This is a genomic window from Cereibacter sp. Soil_C_27 (assembly GCF_057657095.1).
This window is the reverse complement of record NZ_JBDGJD010000002.1, coordinates 676,125-692,046: the sequence shown is the minus strand read 5'-3', so window position 1 is coordinate 692,046 and position 15,922 is coordinate 676,125. Positions and strand designations below refer to the sequence as shown.

Annotated in this window: 13 protein-coding genes; 5 read left to right on the top strand and 8 right to left on the bottom strand. The window is 68.2% G+C overall.

Features of this window, described 5'->3' with window-relative positions; genetic code table 11:
- Positions 1-52: 52 nt before the first annotated feature.
- From AC3A5Z_RS10285 to AC3A5Z_RS10270, 4 genes are all read right to left on the bottom strand, one after another.
- On the bottom strand, positions 53-2,086 hold the full coding sequence (locus AC3A5Z_RS10285) for an ASKHA domain-containing protein (RefSeq protein WP_487519255.1): 2,034 nt from the start codon (positions 2,084-2,086) through the stop codon (positions 53-55).
- A gap of 204 nt (positions 2,087-2,290) precedes the next feature.
- Positions 2,291-2,440: a hypothetical protein gene (locus AC3A5Z_RS10280; RefSeq protein WP_487519254.1), complete on the bottom strand. Its 150-nt coding sequence runs from the start codon at positions 2,438-2,440 to the stop codon at positions 2,291-2,293.
- Between the two features lie 90 nt (positions 2,441-2,530).
- The gene (locus AC3A5Z_RS10275) at positions 2,531-3,727 is read right to left on the bottom strand and encodes a multidrug effflux MFS transporter (RefSeq protein WP_111467270.1); all 1,197 of its coding nucleotides are present in this window, start codon (positions 3,725-3,727) and stop codon (positions 2,531-2,533) included.
- 10 nt (positions 3,728-3,737) lie between these two features.
- Positions 3,738-4,376: a DsbA family oxidoreductase gene (locus AC3A5Z_RS10270; protein ID WP_487519253.1), complete on the bottom strand. Its 639-nt coding sequence runs from the start codon at positions 4,374-4,376 to the stop codon at positions 3,738-3,740.
- Positions 4,377-4,732: 356 nt separating this feature from the next.
- Here AC3A5Z_RS10270 and AC3A5Z_RS10265 point away from each other — a divergent pair, with 356 nt between their 5' ends.
- Genes AC3A5Z_RS10265 through AC3A5Z_RS10255 form a run of 3 tightly spaced genes read left to right on the top strand, consistent with a single transcriptional unit; the run spans position 4,733 to position 9,792 of the window.
- Entirely contained in the window at positions 4,733-5,344 is a 612-nt protein-coding gene (locus AC3A5Z_RS10265; RefSeq protein ID WP_487519252.1) for a TetR/AcrR family transcriptional regulator, read from the top strand.
- Between the two features lie 4 nt (positions 5,345-5,348).
- Entirely contained in the window at positions 5,349-6,515 is a 1,167-nt protein-coding gene (locus AC3A5Z_RS10260) for an efflux RND transporter periplasmic adaptor subunit (protein ID WP_487519251.1), read from the top strand.
- 10 nt (positions 6,516-6,525) lie between these two features.
- Positions 6,526-9,792: an efflux RND transporter permease subunit gene (locus tag AC3A5Z_RS10255; protein WP_487519250.1), complete on the top strand. Its 3,267-nt coding sequence runs from the start codon at positions 6,526-6,528 to the stop codon at positions 9,790-9,792.
- Positions 9,793-9,834: 42 nt separating this feature from the next.
- Here AC3A5Z_RS10255 and AC3A5Z_RS10250 read toward each other — a convergent pair whose 3' ends face one another.
- The gene (locus AC3A5Z_RS10250; protein ID WP_487519249.1) at positions 9,835-9,960 is read right to left on the bottom strand and encodes an entericidin; all 126 of its coding nucleotides are present in this window, start codon (positions 9,958-9,960) and stop codon (positions 9,835-9,837) included.
- A 10-nt stretch (positions 9,961-9,970) separates the two neighbouring features.
- Positions 9,971-11,746 carry an extracellular solute-binding protein gene (locus tag AC3A5Z_RS10245; RefSeq protein ID WP_487519603.1) on the bottom strand — a complete coding sequence of 592 codons (1,776 nt, stop codon included), beginning with the start codon at positions 11,744-11,746 and terminating at the stop codon, positions 9,971-9,973.
- Positions 11,747-12,084: 338 nt separating this feature from the next.
- On the opposite strand from AC3A5Z_RS10245, the gene AC3A5Z_RS10240 reads away from it, so the two are divergent.
- A complete protein-coding gene (locus tag AC3A5Z_RS10240) occupies positions 12,085-12,858 on the top strand; it encodes a 3-hydroxybutyrate dehydrogenase (protein WP_487519248.1) in 774 nt (257 codons plus the stop codon).
- Positions 12,859-13,080: 222 nt separating this feature from the next.
- On the opposite strand, the gene AC3A5Z_RS10235 is transcribed toward AC3A5Z_RS10240, so the two are convergent.
- A complete protein-coding gene (locus tag AC3A5Z_RS10235; RefSeq protein WP_487519247.1) occupies positions 13,081-13,992 on the bottom strand; it encodes a pseudouridine-5'-phosphate glycosidase in 912 nt (303 codons plus the stop codon).
- Positions 13,989-14,882, bottom strand: coding sequence for a PfkB family carbohydrate kinase (locus AC3A5Z_RS10230; RefSeq protein WP_487519246.1), 894 nt, complete (start codon positions 14,880-14,882; stop codon positions 13,989-13,991). Before AC3A5Z_RS10230 ends, AC3A5Z_RS10235 begins: the two co-directional genes overlap by 4 nt.
- Before the next feature lie 254 nt (positions 14,883-15,136).
- On the opposite strand from AC3A5Z_RS10230, the gene rpsB reads away from it, so the two are divergent.
- Positions 15,137-15,898, top strand: coding sequence for a 30S ribosomal protein S2 (gene rpsB, locus AC3A5Z_RS10225; RefSeq protein ID WP_107663276.1), 762 nt, complete (start codon positions 15,137-15,139; stop codon positions 15,896-15,898).
- Positions 15,899-15,922 lie beyond the last annotated feature (24 nt).

The window sequence follows — 15,922 nt, the reverse complement described above, 5'->3', positions numbered from 1 at the left end:
CTTGATCGGGGATTGGAGGGCGGATGACAAGCCGTCACCTGCCCTCGGCCGATCACGATCTGCGCCGCCGCGCCCCGGCACCGCCGCCGCCGCCAGTGTTGAAGCTCACCTCGGGCAGGGTGACGATCTTGTGCAGCTCGGGGAAGGCGTCGACCGCATGCGGGATCGCGTTGGCATTGACGAAATGCTCCTGGAAGCGCGGCTCGATGGCGGTCTCGACCTTGTGGATCTCGTGCACGGTGGCCTCGATCGCATCGCGGGCGGCGACGCTGGCCAGCGCGATCCGCGCCCCGGTGCCCGCCGCATTGCCGGCAGAGATCACATGGTCGAGCGGCACATCCGGGATCATCCCCAGCACCATCGCGTGTTTCGGGCTGATATGCGCGCCGAAGGCCCCGGCCAGCACGACCTTCTCGACCTTGTCGATGCCCATCTCGTCCATCAGCAGCCGCGCCCCGGCATAGAGTGCCGATTTCGCCAGCTGGATCGCGCGAATGTCGCCCTGCGTGACCATGATCCGCGGCCCGCCCTCGGCGCTGGCGTCATGCAGCAGGTAGGAATGCGTCCGCCCCGAGGGCAGCATGCGCGCCGTCCCTGTCTGTTCCGCCGAGCCGAGCAGGCCGCCAGCATCGACCAGCCCGGCCAGCCGCAGCTCCGCCACCGCCTCGATGATGCCCGAGCCGCAGATGCCGCTGATGCCCACGGCCTTCGTCGCCTCGGCAAAGCCCGGATCGTCGGACCAGAGATCGGACCCGATGACGCGGAAGCGCGGCTCCTTGGTCACCGGATCGATCTCCACCCGCTCGATGGCGCCCGGCGCGGCGCGCTGGCCGGAGGAGATCTGCGCCCCCTCGAAGGCCGGGCCGGTGGGCGAGGAACAGGCGAGCACCCGGGTCTCGTTGCCGAGCAGCAGTTCGGCGTTGGTGCCGACATCGACGATCAGCACCATGTCCTTCGACTTGCCCGGCTCTTCCGACAGCGCCACCGCCGCGCAATCGGCGCCGACATGGCCGGCAATGCAGGGCAGGATATAGACCTGCGCCGAGGGGTTGACGGCTGTCAACGCGAGATCCCGGGCGGCAAGGCTCATGCTGCCGGAGGTCGCCAGCGCGAAGGGCGCCTGACCCAGCTCCACCGGGTCGATGCCAAGGAGGAGGTGGTGCATCACCGGATTGCAGACGAAGACCGCCTCGTAGATCGACTGGGGGTCGATGCCCGCTTCCTTGGCGATCTCGGAAGCCAGCGTGTTCAGCGCGGCGCGGACGGCGGCGGTCATCTCGACATCGCCGCCGGGGTTCATCATGGCGTAGCTGACGCGGCTCATCAGATCCTCGCCAAAGCGGATCTGCGGGTTCATCACCCCCGAGGAGGCGAGCACCCGCCCGTCGCTAAGATCGCAGAGATGGGCGGCGATGGTGGTGGAGCCGAGGTCGATCGCCAGGCCGTAGAGCCCGCCCTCGTGGAACCCGGGCCAGATGTCCAGGAGCTGCGGCGCGGCATCGTGGTTGCCGCGGTGGACGGCGACGGTCACCTTCCACTCGCCCTTGCGCAGCGCGGGCTGCAGGCGGCGCAAGAGCGCCAGATCGGCCCGCACATCCGTGATGCCCCATTGCTCGCCGAGCGCCTGCGACAGCCGCTCGAAATCGCCGGAGGGTTCCTCCATGTCTGGCTCGGCCACCTCGACGAAGAGCGCGCGGGTCGCCGGGTCCATGACGATGTCGCGCTGGGTCGCGGATTTGCGGATCACCTGCTTGTGCACCTGGCTCTCCGGCGGCACGTCGATCACCACATCGCCCTGCACCTGCGCCTGACAGCCGAGCCGCCGCCCGTCGAGCATGCCACGCTTCGTCCTGTAGCGCTCCTCCACCGCGTTCCAGGGCGAGAGCGCATCGGCGTCCACCGTCACGCCATGCTTGGGAAACTCGCCCACGCCGGGAGAGACCTGACATTTCGAGCAGATGCCGCGGCCGCCGCAGACCGAGTCGAGATCGACGCCCAGCTGCCGCGCCGCCGTCAGCACCGGCGTGCCGAGCGGGAAGCGCCCCCGCTTGCCGGAGGGGGTGAAGATCACAAGCGCGTCGGTCATGGGGGCCTCATCGGAGGGGAGCGGAACAGCCTTCCTTTTAGAAGGCGGGCGGGGCGGCGCAATGCCTGAACGCGGCAGGTCGTGGTCGCCTTGCGCCCGAAGGTGAAGTCTTCTGCGAAGACTTCAAGGGACGATCTTTCTGCGAAAGATCGGAGTTCGTGTTTTCGCAGAAAACACGGGTGAGAGGATTTTCGCAGAAAATCCTCAGAACAGGATCTGCACCGGGCGCGGATCGCAGACGATGACGAACTGGTCGCCCGCCATCAGCAGGTGGAAGCCGCGCCTGCGCACCTCGAACAGGAAACGGTCCCGCCCCACCTCGCGATCGACCCAACTGATGCAGCGGCGGATCACGCCGCCCTTCGCCGCCTTGGCGGCAAAGATCAGCGCGATCCGAGCCCGAAAGCCTGACCGGGGGCAGCGCGCCCGGTCAGGCCGGGCGCCTCACCGGCGCGGGATCGACAGCATCAGCCCCAGCGCGATCATCGCCAGCACCATGACCCCCGTCGCCAGCGGCACCGGCGTGCCGTTGAAGGCCAGCCCCAGCGGCGCCGCCAGCGCCACCGCGAAGACGGTGGAGATCGCGCCGGTCACCGAGGCCGCCATTCCGGCGATATGCCCTACCGGCTCCAGCGCCAGCGCGTTCAGGTTGCCCAGCGTCAGCCCGGCCATGAAGAACACGCTCGTCGTCCAGATGACATAGGCCGGGAAGGCCAGCGACGCCGGCCACAGATCGAAGCCCGTCATCCCCGCCATGACCAGCGCCATGACGATCTGCATGCAGAGCGTCACCGTGATGAGAAAGCGCATCCCCAGCCGCACCACGACCGCGGCGTTGATCAGGCTGGCCGAGCCCGCCATCAGCGCGATGGCCGCGAACCAGAACGGAAAGCTCGCGCTCTTGTCGAAGGTCACGTCGAAGATCTGCTGCGTCGAGGAGATCGTGCCGAACAGGCAGGCAAGCACCAGCGTCTGCACCACGGTGGTGGTGACGATCAGCCGGTGCGACAGCACCTCGCGGAACGCCGCCTTCAGCCGCGCCGCCTCCAGCGGCCGGCGTGCCTCGGCGGGCAGGGTCTCGCCCTGCCGCAGCATCATCCAGACGATCGAGACCACCGAGAACAGCACGAAGGCGAGGAAGATGCCGCGCCAGCCGAGCCCGGCGATGATGAAGGTGCCGATCAGCGGCGCCACCGCGGGCACCAGCGTGAAGATCATCATGGCGAAGCTGACCACCCGCGCCATCTCGCGCCCGCGGTAGAGGTCGCGCACCATGGCGAGCGACACGATGCGCGGTCCGGCGGCGCCCAGCCCCTGCACCACGCGGCACAGCAGCAGCACTTCCAGCGACTGCGCGAAATAGGCGGCGACGGCGGCGACGCAGTAGAGCCCCGCCCCGGCGACGATCACCGACTTGCGGCCGAAGGTGTCGGACAGCGGCCCGGCGAAGAAGGTGCCGAGCCCCATGCCCAAGACGAAGCTGGTGATGATCAGCTGCGCGTGGTTCGGCGCGTCGGGCGTCAGCTCGCGCACGATCTCGGGCAGGGCGGGCAGCATCGCGTCGATGGAGAAGGCGATGGTGGCGAAGAGCATCGCGATCATCGCGATGAACTCGGCCTGCGAAAGGCGTTGGGTGGGCATCTTATGTCTTTCAGGAACGGGAGGCGGCGGCGATCTCGTCGATCACCTGCTGCCAGAGGGAAACGGATTGGGCGCCCGACAGCACATATTGCCGGTCGACGAGGAAGGTCGGCACCGCCGTCACCCCCTTGGACCGCGCATCGGCATCGCGCGCCGCCAGATCGTCGCGGTCGTTGTCGGTGGCGAGCAGCCGCGCGGTCACCGCCCGGTCCATCCCGGCCTGCGCCGCGATCTCGGTCAGCACCTGCGCGTCGCCGATGTCGAGCCCCTCGCGGAAATAGCCGCGGAACAGCGCCGCCACCACCGCGCCCTGCCGCCCCTCGAGCCCGGCCCAATGGATCAGCCGATGCGCGTCGAGCGTGTTCGGCGTGCGCTCGATGCGCGCGAAATCCATCTCGACCCCGGCCTCGCCGGCCATCTTCGCCAGTTCCACATGCGCCTCGACCGCCTTGGTCTTGCTGCCGAAGACCCGCTCCAGATAGGCGCGGCGGTCCATGCCCTCGCGCGGCATCTCGGGGTTCAGCTGGAACGGGTGCCATTCGACCGCGAAGGGATGGTCGGGGCGCGATTCCAGCGCGCGGTCGAGCAGCGCCTTGCCGATGTAGCACCAGGGGCAGATCGGATCGGAGAAGATGTCGAGACGGACCATGCGGCGGCTCCTTCGGCGCGGCGAGGGGAAGGGACGGGGCGAAAGCCCATGCGGCGCAAGGCCCCGAAGGGGCGGCAGCCAAGGCGGACGGAACACACGAGACGTCTGCTACGCCTCTCCCCCCAGCGATGCAAGGTTCGGAGCCGCAAGGGGGGCTGTGCATCGCTGCACGGGGTTTTATGCAGTCTCTGCACCCCGGACCCTTGTCACGCTCCGCTCCGGCCTATCTCCCGAGGCGCAGAGGCAGGGGGTGGGACAGCGACCGCATCTTGACCGCCGACGCGATATGCTGTCTGGATGAATGAACGTTCATTCCCCTCCCGCCGTAATTGCGGCGGCCCTCCCGGAAGATGCCGATGACCGACACGATGCTCGCCCCCCATCCCAGAAGCGCCGAGATCCTCGACGCGGTGCGCAGCAGCTTTGCCGAAAAGGGCTTCGATGGCGCCTCGATGCAGGATCTGGCGCGGGCCGCGGGGATGAGCGTGGGCAACTTCTACCGCTACTTCCCCTCCAAGGCCGCCATCGTCGAGGCGATCGTCGCCCGCGATCTCGACGCGGTGGGGCAGGATTTCGCCCGCATCATCACCTCGCCCGACCCGATGCAGATGCTGCGCTGCGTGCTGCGCGAGCGGATCGAGGTGAAGCTCTGCAAGGAGGACAGCCCGCTCTGGGCCGAGATCACCGCCATCGCCCAGCGCCGCCCCGAGATCGGCGCCGCCTGCGGACGGATGGAAAGCGAGATCCGCCGCTACCTGCTCGCCGTCTTCTCCCACGCCACCGGCCTGCCGATGGCCGAGACGGAACGCCGCTTTGCCGCCCATGCCGCCTTCATCGTCCTGCTGGTCTCCGCCCGCGCGCATCAGGCGCCAGAACGTCGCACCGGCGCGGATGAACTGACGGCGATGGTTCTGCGTACAATCAATGCGACCCTCGACGAGGTCGCCCGGTCCGATGCGAAAGGTTGAGCCCATGCGGGTAACGAGCGCTTCTGTTTTCCTCTCCCTGCTTCTCGGCTCCGCCGCCTTCGCCCAGACCGAGGCCCCCGCCGCAGTGGCCCAGACCCTGCCGGCCATCTCGGTCTCCACCGTCACCCCCCGCCTCATGCGCGAGCGGGTCATCGCCTCGGGTCTCGTCGAGGCGGTGGAGATGGTGCAGGTCCAGCCGCTGATCGAAGGCCAGCCGATCGAGACGCTGGAAGCCGACATCGGCGACATGGTGACCCAAGGCCAGGTGCTCGCCCGCCTCTCGCTCTCCACGCTGGAGCTGCAGCGCAGCCAGTTCAACGCCTCGCTCGCCTCGGCCAAGGCGACCATCGCCCAGGCCGAAGCACAGGTGCTGGAGGCCCGCTCCAGTGCCGACGAGGCCCAGCGCGTCACGCAACGCACCTCGCAGCTCCGCGCCCAGGGCGCCGCCTCGCAGGCCGCTGCCGACACCGCGCAGGCCGCGGCGATCAGCGCCAATGCCCGCGTCATGGTCGCCACCCAGACGCTGGAGGCCGCCCGCGCGCAGGTGGCGCTGGTCGAGGCGCAGCTCGAGAACGTCGAATTGCAGCTCGCCCGCACCAATGTCGTGGCCCCCGTCGCCGGCGAGATCGTCGAGCGCAACGCCCAGGTCGGCGCCATCGCCAGCGCCACCGGCAGCGCGATGTTCGCGCTGATGCGCGACGCGGCGCTGGAACTGCGCGCCGACGTGGCCGAGCGCGACCTGATGCGGCTGAAGCCGGGGCAGGCGGTCCGCATGGCCACTGTCGGCGGCGGCGAGCCCCTGACCGGCAGCATCCGCCTCGTGGAGCCCGCCATCGACACCACCACCCGCCTCGGCCGCGCCCGCATCGCCATCGACCGGCCCGAGGGGGTGAGGCTCGGCATGTTCGTCGATGCCGAGATCCTGCTGGCCGAACGCGAGACGCTGGCCGTCCCGGTCACCGCCGTCGGCTCCGGCGCCGAGGGCAGCACCGTGATGCGCGTGACAGGCGGCGAGGTTGCCCGCGTCGCGGTCGTCACCGGCATCCGCGACGCGGGTTTCGTCGAGATCACCGAGGGTCTGGCCCAGGGCGATCAGGTGGTGACCAAATCCGCCGCCTTCGTGCGCGACGGCGACCGGATCAATCCGGTCCCCGCCGAAGCCACCAACTGAGGGCCGCGCCATGAACTTCTCGGCCTGGTCGATCCGCAACCCCATCGCGCCGCTCCTCGGCTTCCTCATGCTGATGGTGCTGGGATGGTTGTCCTTCAACGCCCTGCCCATCACCCGCTTTCCCAACATCGACGTGCCACTGGTCGCCGTCCGCGTCGCCCAATCCGGCGCCGCCCCTGCCGAGATGGAGACGCAGGTCACCAAAGAGATCGAGGATGCCGTGGCGGGCATCACCGGCGTCAAGAACATCATCTCCACCGTCACCGACGGCATCTCCACCACCGCGGTCGAATTCCGCATGGAGGTGCCGACCGAGAAGGCGGTGCAGGATGTGAAGGACGCCATCGACCAGATCCGCGGCGACCTGCCCGGCGATATCGAGGCGCCCATCGTCACCCGCATCGATGTCGAGGGTCAGGCGATCATGACCTTCGCCGTCACCGCCCCCTCGATGAGCCTCGAGGAGCTGAGCTGGTTCGTCGATGACACCATCACCCGCGCCCTGCAGGGCAAGCCCGGCATCGGCCGGGTGGACCGCTACGGCGGCGCCGAGCGCGAGATCCGCATCGACCTCGATCCGGTGAAGCTCGACAGCTTCGGCATCACCGCGCCCGCGGTCAATGCGCAGATCCGCGCCACCAATGCCAATCTCGGGGCAGGGCGCTCCGAACTCGGGGCGGGCGAACAGGCGATCCGCACCCTGGGCGACGCCCGCACGGTGGAGCGTCTGGCCCAGACCACCATCGCGCTGCCCTCGGGCCGCCACGTCCGCCTGTCGGACCTCGGCGAGATCTCCGACACCTACGAGGAACTCCGCTCCTTCTCGCGCTTCAACGGCGAGCCCGTCGTGACCTTCGCCGTCTTCCGCGCCAAGGGTGCCTCCGAGGTCTCGGTGGCCGAAGTGGTGAACGGCACGCTGGAAGGATTGCGCGCCGATCACCCGCAGGTGACGGTCACGCTGGTCGATGACACGGTCTATTACACCTACGGCAATTACGAGGCCGCGCTGCACACGCTGCTCGAAGGCTCGATCCTCGCCGTGCTCGTGGTGTTCCTCTTCCTCAAGAACTGGCGCGCCACGCTGATCGCCGCCGTCGCCCTGCCGCTCTCGGCGGTGCCGACCTTCTGGGTGATGGATCTCTTGGGCTTCTCGCTCAACCTCGTCAGCTTCCTCGCGATCACCCTCGCCACCGGCATCCTCGTCGATGACGCCATCGTCGAGATCGAGAACATCGCCCGCCACATCCGCATGGGCAAGTCGCCCTACCGTGCCGCCATCGAGGCCGCGGACGAGATCGGCATGGCCGTCATCGCCACCTCGCTGACCATCGTGGCGGTCTTCGTGCCGGTCTCCTTCATGCCCGGAATCCCGGGGCAATACTTCCGACAATTCGGCCTCACGGTGGCCATCGCCGTGCTGTTCTCGCTGCTTGTGGCGCGGCTCATCACGCCGATGATGTCGGCCTATCTCATGCGCACCAAGGACGCCGACGAGAAGGAGCAGCACGACGGCCCGATCATGCGCGGCTATCTTGCCGTGGTCAGCGCCACCATGCGCTTCCGCTATCTCACGCTCCTGGGCGCCATCGGCGTGCTCGCCGTCTCGGTCTTCTTCATGCTGCGCGTGCCGGGCAGCTTCATCCCGCCCGAGGATGTCAGCCGCATCCCGATCAGCGTCGAACTTGCCCCCGGCTCCACGCTGGAGGAAACCGACCGCAGCACGCAGGCGCTGGTCGACGCGATCCGCGACGTGGACGGGGTGAAGGACATCTTCGTGCTCGGCGGCTCGTCACCGACCGGCGATCTCGACGTGCGCCGTGCCAGCGTGACGGTGCTGCTCGACAAGCTCGATCACCGGTTGCTCTTCCGCCTCTCCGATCTGGCGAGCCGCCTGCCGCTGGTCGGTCCGGTGCTGCCGGGCCTCACGCCCGAGGGCCGCACCCGCCCGCAGAACCAGATCGAGGCCGAGATCTTCGGCCTTGCCGCCGGCATCCCCGACATCCGCGCCTTCAAGCTGAACGACCGGGGCGAGCGCGACCTCTCCTTCTCGATCCTGTCGAGCAACGAGGCTGATCTGAACCGCGCCGTGGCGCAATTGGAAGGCGCGCTGCGCGGCGATCCGCTCCTGTCCGACGTGGCCTCCGAAGGCGCGCTGCCGCGCCCCGAGCTGCAGATCACCCCGCGCGCCACCGAAGCCGCGCGGCTCGGCATCACCACCCGTCAGATTGCCGAGATCGTCCGCGTCGCCACCATCGGCGACATCGATGCGGCTCTGGCCAAGCTCTCGATCGACGACCGGCTGGTGCCGGTGCGGGTCCGGCTGAATGACGCCGCCCGCGCCGACCTCAGCCGCCTCTCGGCGCTGCGCATCACCACCGCCAGCGGCGCCACCGTGCCACTCTCCACCGTGGCCGACATCGTCATCGCCGAGGGCCCCAGCATGGTCGACCGGCTGAACCGCGAGCGCCGCGCCACCATCGGCGCCAACCTGCCCGTCGGCGTCGCCCTCGGCACCGCCTCGGCCCGCTTCAAGGAGATCACCGACAGCGTCGACCTGCCGCCCTCGGTCCGGGTCTCCGAATCCGGCGATGCCGAGATCCAGAACGAACTCACCGCCAGCTTCGGCCGCGCCATGGTGCTCGGCCTGATGCTGGTGCTGACCGTGCTGATCCTCCTCTTCCGCTCGGTGATCCAGCCCTTCACCATCCTCTTCTCGCTGCCTCTCGCCATCGGCGGCGTGGCCGCGGCGCTGATCCTCACCGATTCCGCCCTCTCCATGCCGGTGCTGATCGGCATCCTGATGCTGATGGGCATCGTCACGAAGAACGCCATCCTGCTCGTCGATTTCGCAGTCGAGATGCGCGCCCGAGGCATGGCGCGGTTCGAGGCGGTGATGGAGGCCGGGCACAAGCGCGCCCGTCCCATCGTCATGACCTCCATCGCCATGTCGGCAGGCATGCTGCCCTCGGCGCTCGGCGTGGGCGAGGGCGGGTCGTTCCGCGCGCCGATGGCGACGGCGGTGATCGGCGGCATCATCGTCTCCACCGTGCTCAGCCTGGTGATCGTGCCATCCTTCTTCCTGATCATGGACGATCTGTCGAAGGGCCTCGCCTGGGCCTTCGGCGGCCTCGTCGGCAAGAAGGAGGCCGAGCCCGAGGCCCCGCCGCCAGAAGTGCTGGCCGAACGCCTCGCCGCCCGCGAGGCGGAGCTCGCCTCGCTCAACCTCCGCGTGGCCGAGCTCGAGGCGAAGGCGCCCCGCGTGCTGGTCGCCGAATGACGGCGCCGCGGCCGGTCTGGCCGCGGCCTCCGCCCTTCAGGGTCAGTATCCCGGCCCGATCCAGCCGCCGACCCGTTCCGCCCCGCCGGTGATGTCCTGACCGACACCCGCCACCGTGTTGCATCCCGCAAGCGCGGCCAGAACCGCGATCACCATCAGTTTTTTCATCGTCTCGCTCTCAATCCTCGAACCACCAGACATCCGGCTGGAACCCCGGCCAGTCCCCATAGATCGGCAGGCGCGTGGGGTAATGCAGGTGTTTGCCGTGCGCCAGCCGTGAAACCCGAGAATACCACATCGGAATCACATATCTACCCGTGGTCAGGACACGATCGAGTGCCTGTGTCGCCGCGGTGAAATCCGCAACCTCCGTCGAGCCGAGGATCTCCGCGATCATCGCCTCCGCCGCCGGGCTCTCCATCCCCATCAGGTTGCGCGAGCCCGGCTGGTCCTTGCCCGCCGCCGCCCAGTACAGCGTCTGCTCCGCCCCCGGGCTCAGGCTCATTGCGCGGATGAAATGCATCATGTCGAAATCCTGCGCATCAGTCCGCTGCTTCAGCTGCGCCGAATCCACCGTGGTGATCCGCGCCTCGATCCCCAGCCGCTTCAGCGCCTCGACATAGATGCTCGCGACCGAGATCATCTCCCCCGCCCCCTGCGCCAGCAGGATCTCGAAGCGGAAGGGCTGGCCGTCCTTCTGCAACACGCCGTTCTCCACCGACCAGCCGGCGTCCCCGAGCAGCTTCATCGCCACCCGCATGTTCCTGCGGTTGGCCTCCGACCCGTCCGAGACGGGCAGGGCATAGCCCTCCAGCGCCCCCGGCAGCAGCTCCCCGGCATAGGGGTCCAGCAGCGCCTTCACCGCGCCCTCGGCAGGCTCGCCGGGCGCGAAACCCAGCGCCGAATTCGAAAAATACGAGCTGATCCGCGGCTGCGCCCCGCCGGTCAGCGTCCGGTTGATCAGCTCAAAATTGAACGCCTGGATCAGCGCCTCGCGCACCCGCCAGTCGGCGAACATCGGGCGGCGGGTGTTGAACACCAGCCCCTCCATCCCCGAGGGCCGACCATGCGGGATCTCGGCCAGCACCACGTCGCCCGACTGCACCGCCGGGAAAGCGTAGTTCACCGCCCATTTCGCGGCATTGGTCTCGCGGTAGCTGCTCAGCGCGCCCGACTTGAACGCCTCGAACACCACGCCCGCATCGCCGAAATAGTCGTAGCGCACCTCGTCGAAGTTGTGCAGGCCACGGTTGATCGGCAGGTCCTTGCCCCACCAGTCCGGATCGCGCCGATAGCTGATGAAACGCCCCGGCTCGAAGCCGTCCACCACATAGGGCCCCGACCCGATCGGCGCCTCCAGCGTCGAGGCGGTGAAGTCCTTCCCTTCCCACTGCGCCTTCTTCAGGATCGGCCGCAGCCCCAGCACCAGCGGCAGCTCGCGGTCGTTCACGTTGAAGGTGAAGCGCACCGAACGCGGCCCGGTAATCTCGGACTTGGCGATCTTGGTCCAGGCCACGCGATAGCGCGGCATGCCCTCGGTGCCGAGCATCTCGAAAGACCACAACACATCCTCCACCGTCACCGGGCTCCCGTCCGAGAATCGGGCCTCTTCGCGCAGGGTGAATTCCACGAAACTCCGCTCGGAATCGGTCTCGATCGATTCGGCCAACAGCCCGTAAAGCGTGAAAGGTTCGTCCAGGGACCGGGCCATCAGGGTCTCGACGGTGAGCGGCGTGGAGCCGAGCCCCAGCCCGACCGGGGCACGGCCCTTGACGATGTAAGGATTGAGCGAATCGAATCCCCCGGATTCGCCCAGAACGATCCGTCCGCCCTTCGGCGCCTCCGGATTCGCATAGGGAAGCGCCACAAAATCAGGGGGGAGCGCGGGCTCCCCATACATAGCTATGCCATGGCTCCGCTCTGCTTGCGCGGGTAGAGACGCTGCGGCAAGCATCACCAGAGTTGCGGTGCAGCGGATACCCCTCCACAAAATCCGTTTCATTCTGGCAACTATCCCCCCGCAGCACGTTTTCAGAAGGCCGAACCTAAGGCTGGTTGTTAGCCATTTCAAACTTTTAACTTGGCCCCCGGCGGAGATAGGCGTATAACAGACCCACTGCTCGATAGGTTTCTTGCCTGTATGAAACCTGCCTCAATAACTTAACGCCGGCTTCGTGCCGGCGTTTTTTTTGACTCCGGGCCTGCCTTTCTCCCCTCTCCTGCGGCGAACTCCGATCTCGCCTTGCGGCTGTCGCTCGGCTAAGTCTGGCCGGGGAACAGCGGAGGAACAGTATGTCTCTGAAGGGCAGAACGGCAATCGTCACCGGGTCGAACTCGGGCATCGGACTGGGCGCCGCCGAGGAGCTGGCGCGGGCCGGGGCCGATGTCGTCATCAACTCCTTCACCGACCGCCCCGAGGATCACGCGCTGGCCGAAAAACTCGCCGCCGCGCATGGCGTCAGCGTCCGCTACCTGCAGGCCGACATGTCGAAGCCCGACCAGTGCCGCGCGCTGATCGAGCGGGCAGGGGGCTGCGACATTCTGGTGAACAATGCCGGCATCCAGCATGTCGCCGCCATCGAGGAGTTCCCGACCGAGAAATGGGAGGCGATCCTCGCCATCAACCTCTCTTCGGCCTTCCACACCACCGCCGCCGCCTTGCCGGGGATGCGGGAAAAGGGCTGGGGCCGGATCGTCAACATCGCCTCGGCGCATGGGCTGACCGCCAGCCCCTACAAATCGGCCTATGTCGCGGCCAAGCACGGGCTCGTCGGCTTCACCAAGGTCACCGCGCTGGAAACCGCGGGGCAGGGCGTCACCTGCAACGCCATCTGCCCGGGCTATGTGCTGACCCCTCTGGTCGAGGCGCAGATCCCCGACCAGATGAAGGCGCATGGCATGGACCGCGAGACGGTGATCCGCGAGGTCATGCTGGACCGCCAACCCTCGAAGCAATTCGCCACCACCTCACAGATGGGTGGCACCGTCGTCTTCCTCTGCTCGGCCCATGCCGACCAGATCACCGGCACCACCATCTCGGTCGATGGCGGCTGGACGGCGCTGTGAAACGGTAGCGTTTGACGGAGAAAGCGCCGACGTGCCGGGTGACCGGGGATGGGGATGTCGGTCCGCATCGACAATAGGCGAGCAAGGTAGGCGTAGGGTGGGGTTTCACCCCACCCTACGAATCCTACTTTTCAATTAACGCGCAACAGATAACCGTTGAATACCAATCGGTTATCTGCATTTTCACGCGTGAAATCGGCGCCCGCGATCCTGCTCGCGAAATCAGCCCTTCGCGATCTCGATCGCCACGGCCGCGCCCAGCCGGGCATTGTTCAGCACCAGCTCGACGTTGGAGGCCAGCGACCGCCCCGCCGTGATCTCGAACATCCGGTCCAGAAGGAAGGGCGTCACCGCCTTGCCCGCGATCCCCCGATCCGCCGCCTCGGCCAGCGCCTGCTCGATCACCGGGCTGATCTCGGCAAAGGCGATCTCATGCTCGACCGGGATCGGATTGGCCACCAGCTGCCCCCCCGGCAGCCCCAGCCTCCCCCGCATCAGATGCGCCGCCGCGATCTCGCCCGCGCTGTCCATCCGGAGCGGCGCCGGAAGCCCCGACCCGCGCGACCAGAAGGCCGGGAACTCGTCCTGCCCGAAGGCGATGACCGGCACCCCGTAGGTTTCCAGAACCTCCAGCGTCTTCGGCAGGTCGAGGATCGCCTTCGCTCCCGCCGCAATCACCGTGACCGGAGTCTGCGCCAGCTCGCGCAGGTCGGCCGAGATGTCGAAGCTCAGCTCCGCCCCCCGATGCACCCCCCCGATCCCGCCGGTGGCGAAGACCGAGATCCCGGCGAGCCGCGCCGCGATCATCGTGGCGGCGACCGTCGTCGCCCCCGTCCGCCCCTGCGCGAGGCAGGCGGCCATGTCGGCCCGCGACAGCTTGGCCACGTCCTTGGCCTGACCCAGCTGATCCAGCTCGTCCCCGGTCAGCCCGACATGGATCCGCCCGCCCATCACCGCGATCGTGGCAGGCACGGCGCCCGCCGCGCGGATCTCGGCCTCGACGGCGCGGGCGGTCTCCACATTCTGCGGGAAGGGCATGCCGTGGGTGATGATGGTCGATTCCAGCGCCACCACGGCGCGGCCCCCGGCCAGCGCGTCGGCAACCTCGGGAAGCAGGGTGAGCGGGGCTGTCATGATCCGATTTCTCCTGAGATATAGTCGGCGGCGGCGCGCAGGGCGGCCGTCAGCGCCGCCTCGCGCGGATCGCCGCGCCGTTCGGCCACGATATGCGCGGCCATGAAAGTGTCACCCGCCCCGGTCACCCGGGTCACGAGCACGGCAGGCGGCGTCCCGGTCAGCACGCCGAGCCCCCGCCGCCCGTCGGCACAGGCCCGGCCCCCGTCGGTCACCAGAACCCGCTCGGCGCCGCGCTCGAGCAGGGCGATGGCAGCGGCCTCGGCCCCCTCGAACCGCGCCTTGCAGAGGATGCCCGCCTCCTCGAGATTGAGATAAAGCGTGGCGCGCGGATGCGACAGCAGAGGGCTCAGCCGTTCGGCCTTGCCGGGGCTGGCGGGGGCGATGCGCAGGTCGGCGGCGGCGAAGAGGGGCGAGGCCGCCAGATCGGCCAGCAGCGCCTCGGTCAGGTTGCCGTCGAGCGCGATCAGCCCGGCATAGGGCGCGGCCTCCGACCCCAGTCGCCCGTCGGCCAGCGGCCGCAGGATCTTGTCGCCCGCCGCCTCGAGCGAATGGGCGTCGGCGATGGCGGCGATCAGCCCGTTGGCGCCCTCGACCGCCATGTAGCGGTCGGTCGGCAGATCCTCGGAGCGGTAGAGCTGCGCGGTGTCGAGCCCCATCCGCGCGCAGGCCGCCACCAGCTCGTCCCCCTCGGGATCGCGCCCGATGGCCGAGAGCAGCGCCGGCGTGAGCCCGAAGCGGCGCAGGGTCATGGCGATGTTCATCGCCACACCCCCCGGCAGCCGGGTGATGCGACCGGGCACGTCCGACCCCACCCGCATCGCGGTAGGCGAACGACCGATGATGTCCCAGAGGACGGAGCCGATACAGAGGATGTCTGGCGCTTGCATGGCCGTTCTGATGCCGGGCGCGCCGCGCCGAAGCAAGCGCAGATTTCGCGCACGGGCGGGGTCGCGCGGGCGAGGCTTGCCCTGTCGCCCGGCGAGAACGGGAGAGGGCTCTTGCAAAGGGCTGCCGCGGCTTGTATAGGCGCGGCACTTCACAGGTGGGGCTTGGGCTTTTCGGGGGAGACATCCCCGAGGGTCCGCCGGTTGGAACGCGAGTTCTGAGATGGCCCTGCCGAGGCGCAAACCGGAAAAGGATAATGGACATGGCGCTCCCCGAGTTTTCCATGCGTCAGCTGCTTGAAGCTGGCGTTCACTACGGCCACCAGACCGCACGCTGGAACCCGAAGATGGGTGAATTCATCTACGGCGACCGCAACGGTATCCACATTCTCGACCTGACGCAGACCGTCCCGATGCTGGACGCGGCGCTGAAAGTCGTGCGTGACACCGTCGCCAAGGGCGGCCGCGTGTTGTTCGTCGGCACCAAGCGTCAGGCGCAGAAGCCGATCGCCGAAGCTGCCGAGAAATGCGCGCAGCACTACATGAACCACCGCTGGCTGGGCGGCACGCTCACCAACTGGAAGACCGTCTCGCAGTCGATCCAGCGCCTGAAGCAGCTCGACGAGCTGATGGCGAACGGCGCCGAGGGCCTGACCAAGAAAGAGCGGCTGAACATGGAGCGCGAGCAGTCCAAGCTGCAGGCGTCGCTCGGCGGCATCCGCGACATGGGCGGCGTTCCGGACCTGCTGTTCATCATCGACGTGGGCAAGGAGGATCTGGCGATCCTCGAAGCGCAGAAGCTGGGCATCCCGGTGGTCGGCGTCGTCGACACCAACTGCTCGCCCAAGGGCGTGGACTACGTGATCCCGGGCAACGATGACGCGGCCCGCGCCATCGCCCTGTATTGCGACCTGGTCTCGCGCGCTGCGCTCGACGGCATGACCGCCCAGATGGGCGCTGCCGGCATCGACCTCGGCGCGCTGGACGCTGCCCCCGAGGAAGAAGCGCTGGAGGCCTGAGGCCCCGCTCCTTCCGGCTTGTTA

Coding starts and splice junctions, on each gene's coding strand:
- AC3A5Z_RS10285 (WP_487519255.1), bottom strand. CDS start 2,086: ATGACCGACGCGCTTGTGATCTTCACCCCCTCCGGCAAGCGGGGGCGC.
- AC3A5Z_RS10275 (WP_111467270.1), bottom strand. CDS start 3,727: ATGCCCACCCAACGCCTTTCGCAGGCCGAGTTCATCGCGATGATCGCG.
- AC3A5Z_RS10270 (WP_487519253.1), bottom strand. CDS start 4,376: ATGGTCCGTCTCGACATCTTCTCCGATCCGATCTGCCCCTGGTGCTAC.
- AC3A5Z_RS10265 (WP_487519252.1), top strand. CDS start 4,733: ATGACCGACACGATGCTCGCCCCCCATCCCAGAAGCGCCGAGATCCTC.
- AC3A5Z_RS10260 (WP_487519251.1), top strand. CDS start 5,349: ATGCGGGTAACGAGCGCTTCTGTTTTCCTCTCCCTGCTTCTCGGCTCC.
- AC3A5Z_RS10255 (WP_487519250.1), top strand. CDS start 6,526: ATGAACTTCTCGGCCTGGTCGATCCGCAACCCCATCGCGCCGCTCCTC.
- AC3A5Z_RS10250 (WP_487519249.1), bottom strand. CDS start 9,960: ATGAAAAAACTGATGGTGATCGCGGTTCTGGCCGCGCTTGCGGGATGC.
- AC3A5Z_RS10245 (WP_487519603.1), bottom strand. CDS start 11,746: ATGCTTGCCGCAGCGTCTCTACCCGCGCAAGCAGAGCGGAGCCATGGC.
- AC3A5Z_RS10240 (WP_487519248.1), top strand. CDS start 12,085: ATGTCTCTGAAGGGCAGAACGGCAATCGTCACCGGGTCGAACTCGGGC.
- AC3A5Z_RS10235 (WP_487519247.1), bottom strand. CDS start 13,992: ATGACAGCCCCGCTCACCCTGCTTCCCGAGGTTGCCGACGCGCTGGCC.
- AC3A5Z_RS10230 (WP_487519246.1), bottom strand. CDS start 14,882: ATGCAAGCGCCAGACATCCTCTGTATCGGCTCCGTCCTCTGGGACATC.
- rpsB (WP_107663276.1), top strand. CDS start 15,137: ATGGACATGGCGCTCCCCGAGTTTTCCATGCGTCAGCTGCTTGAAGCT.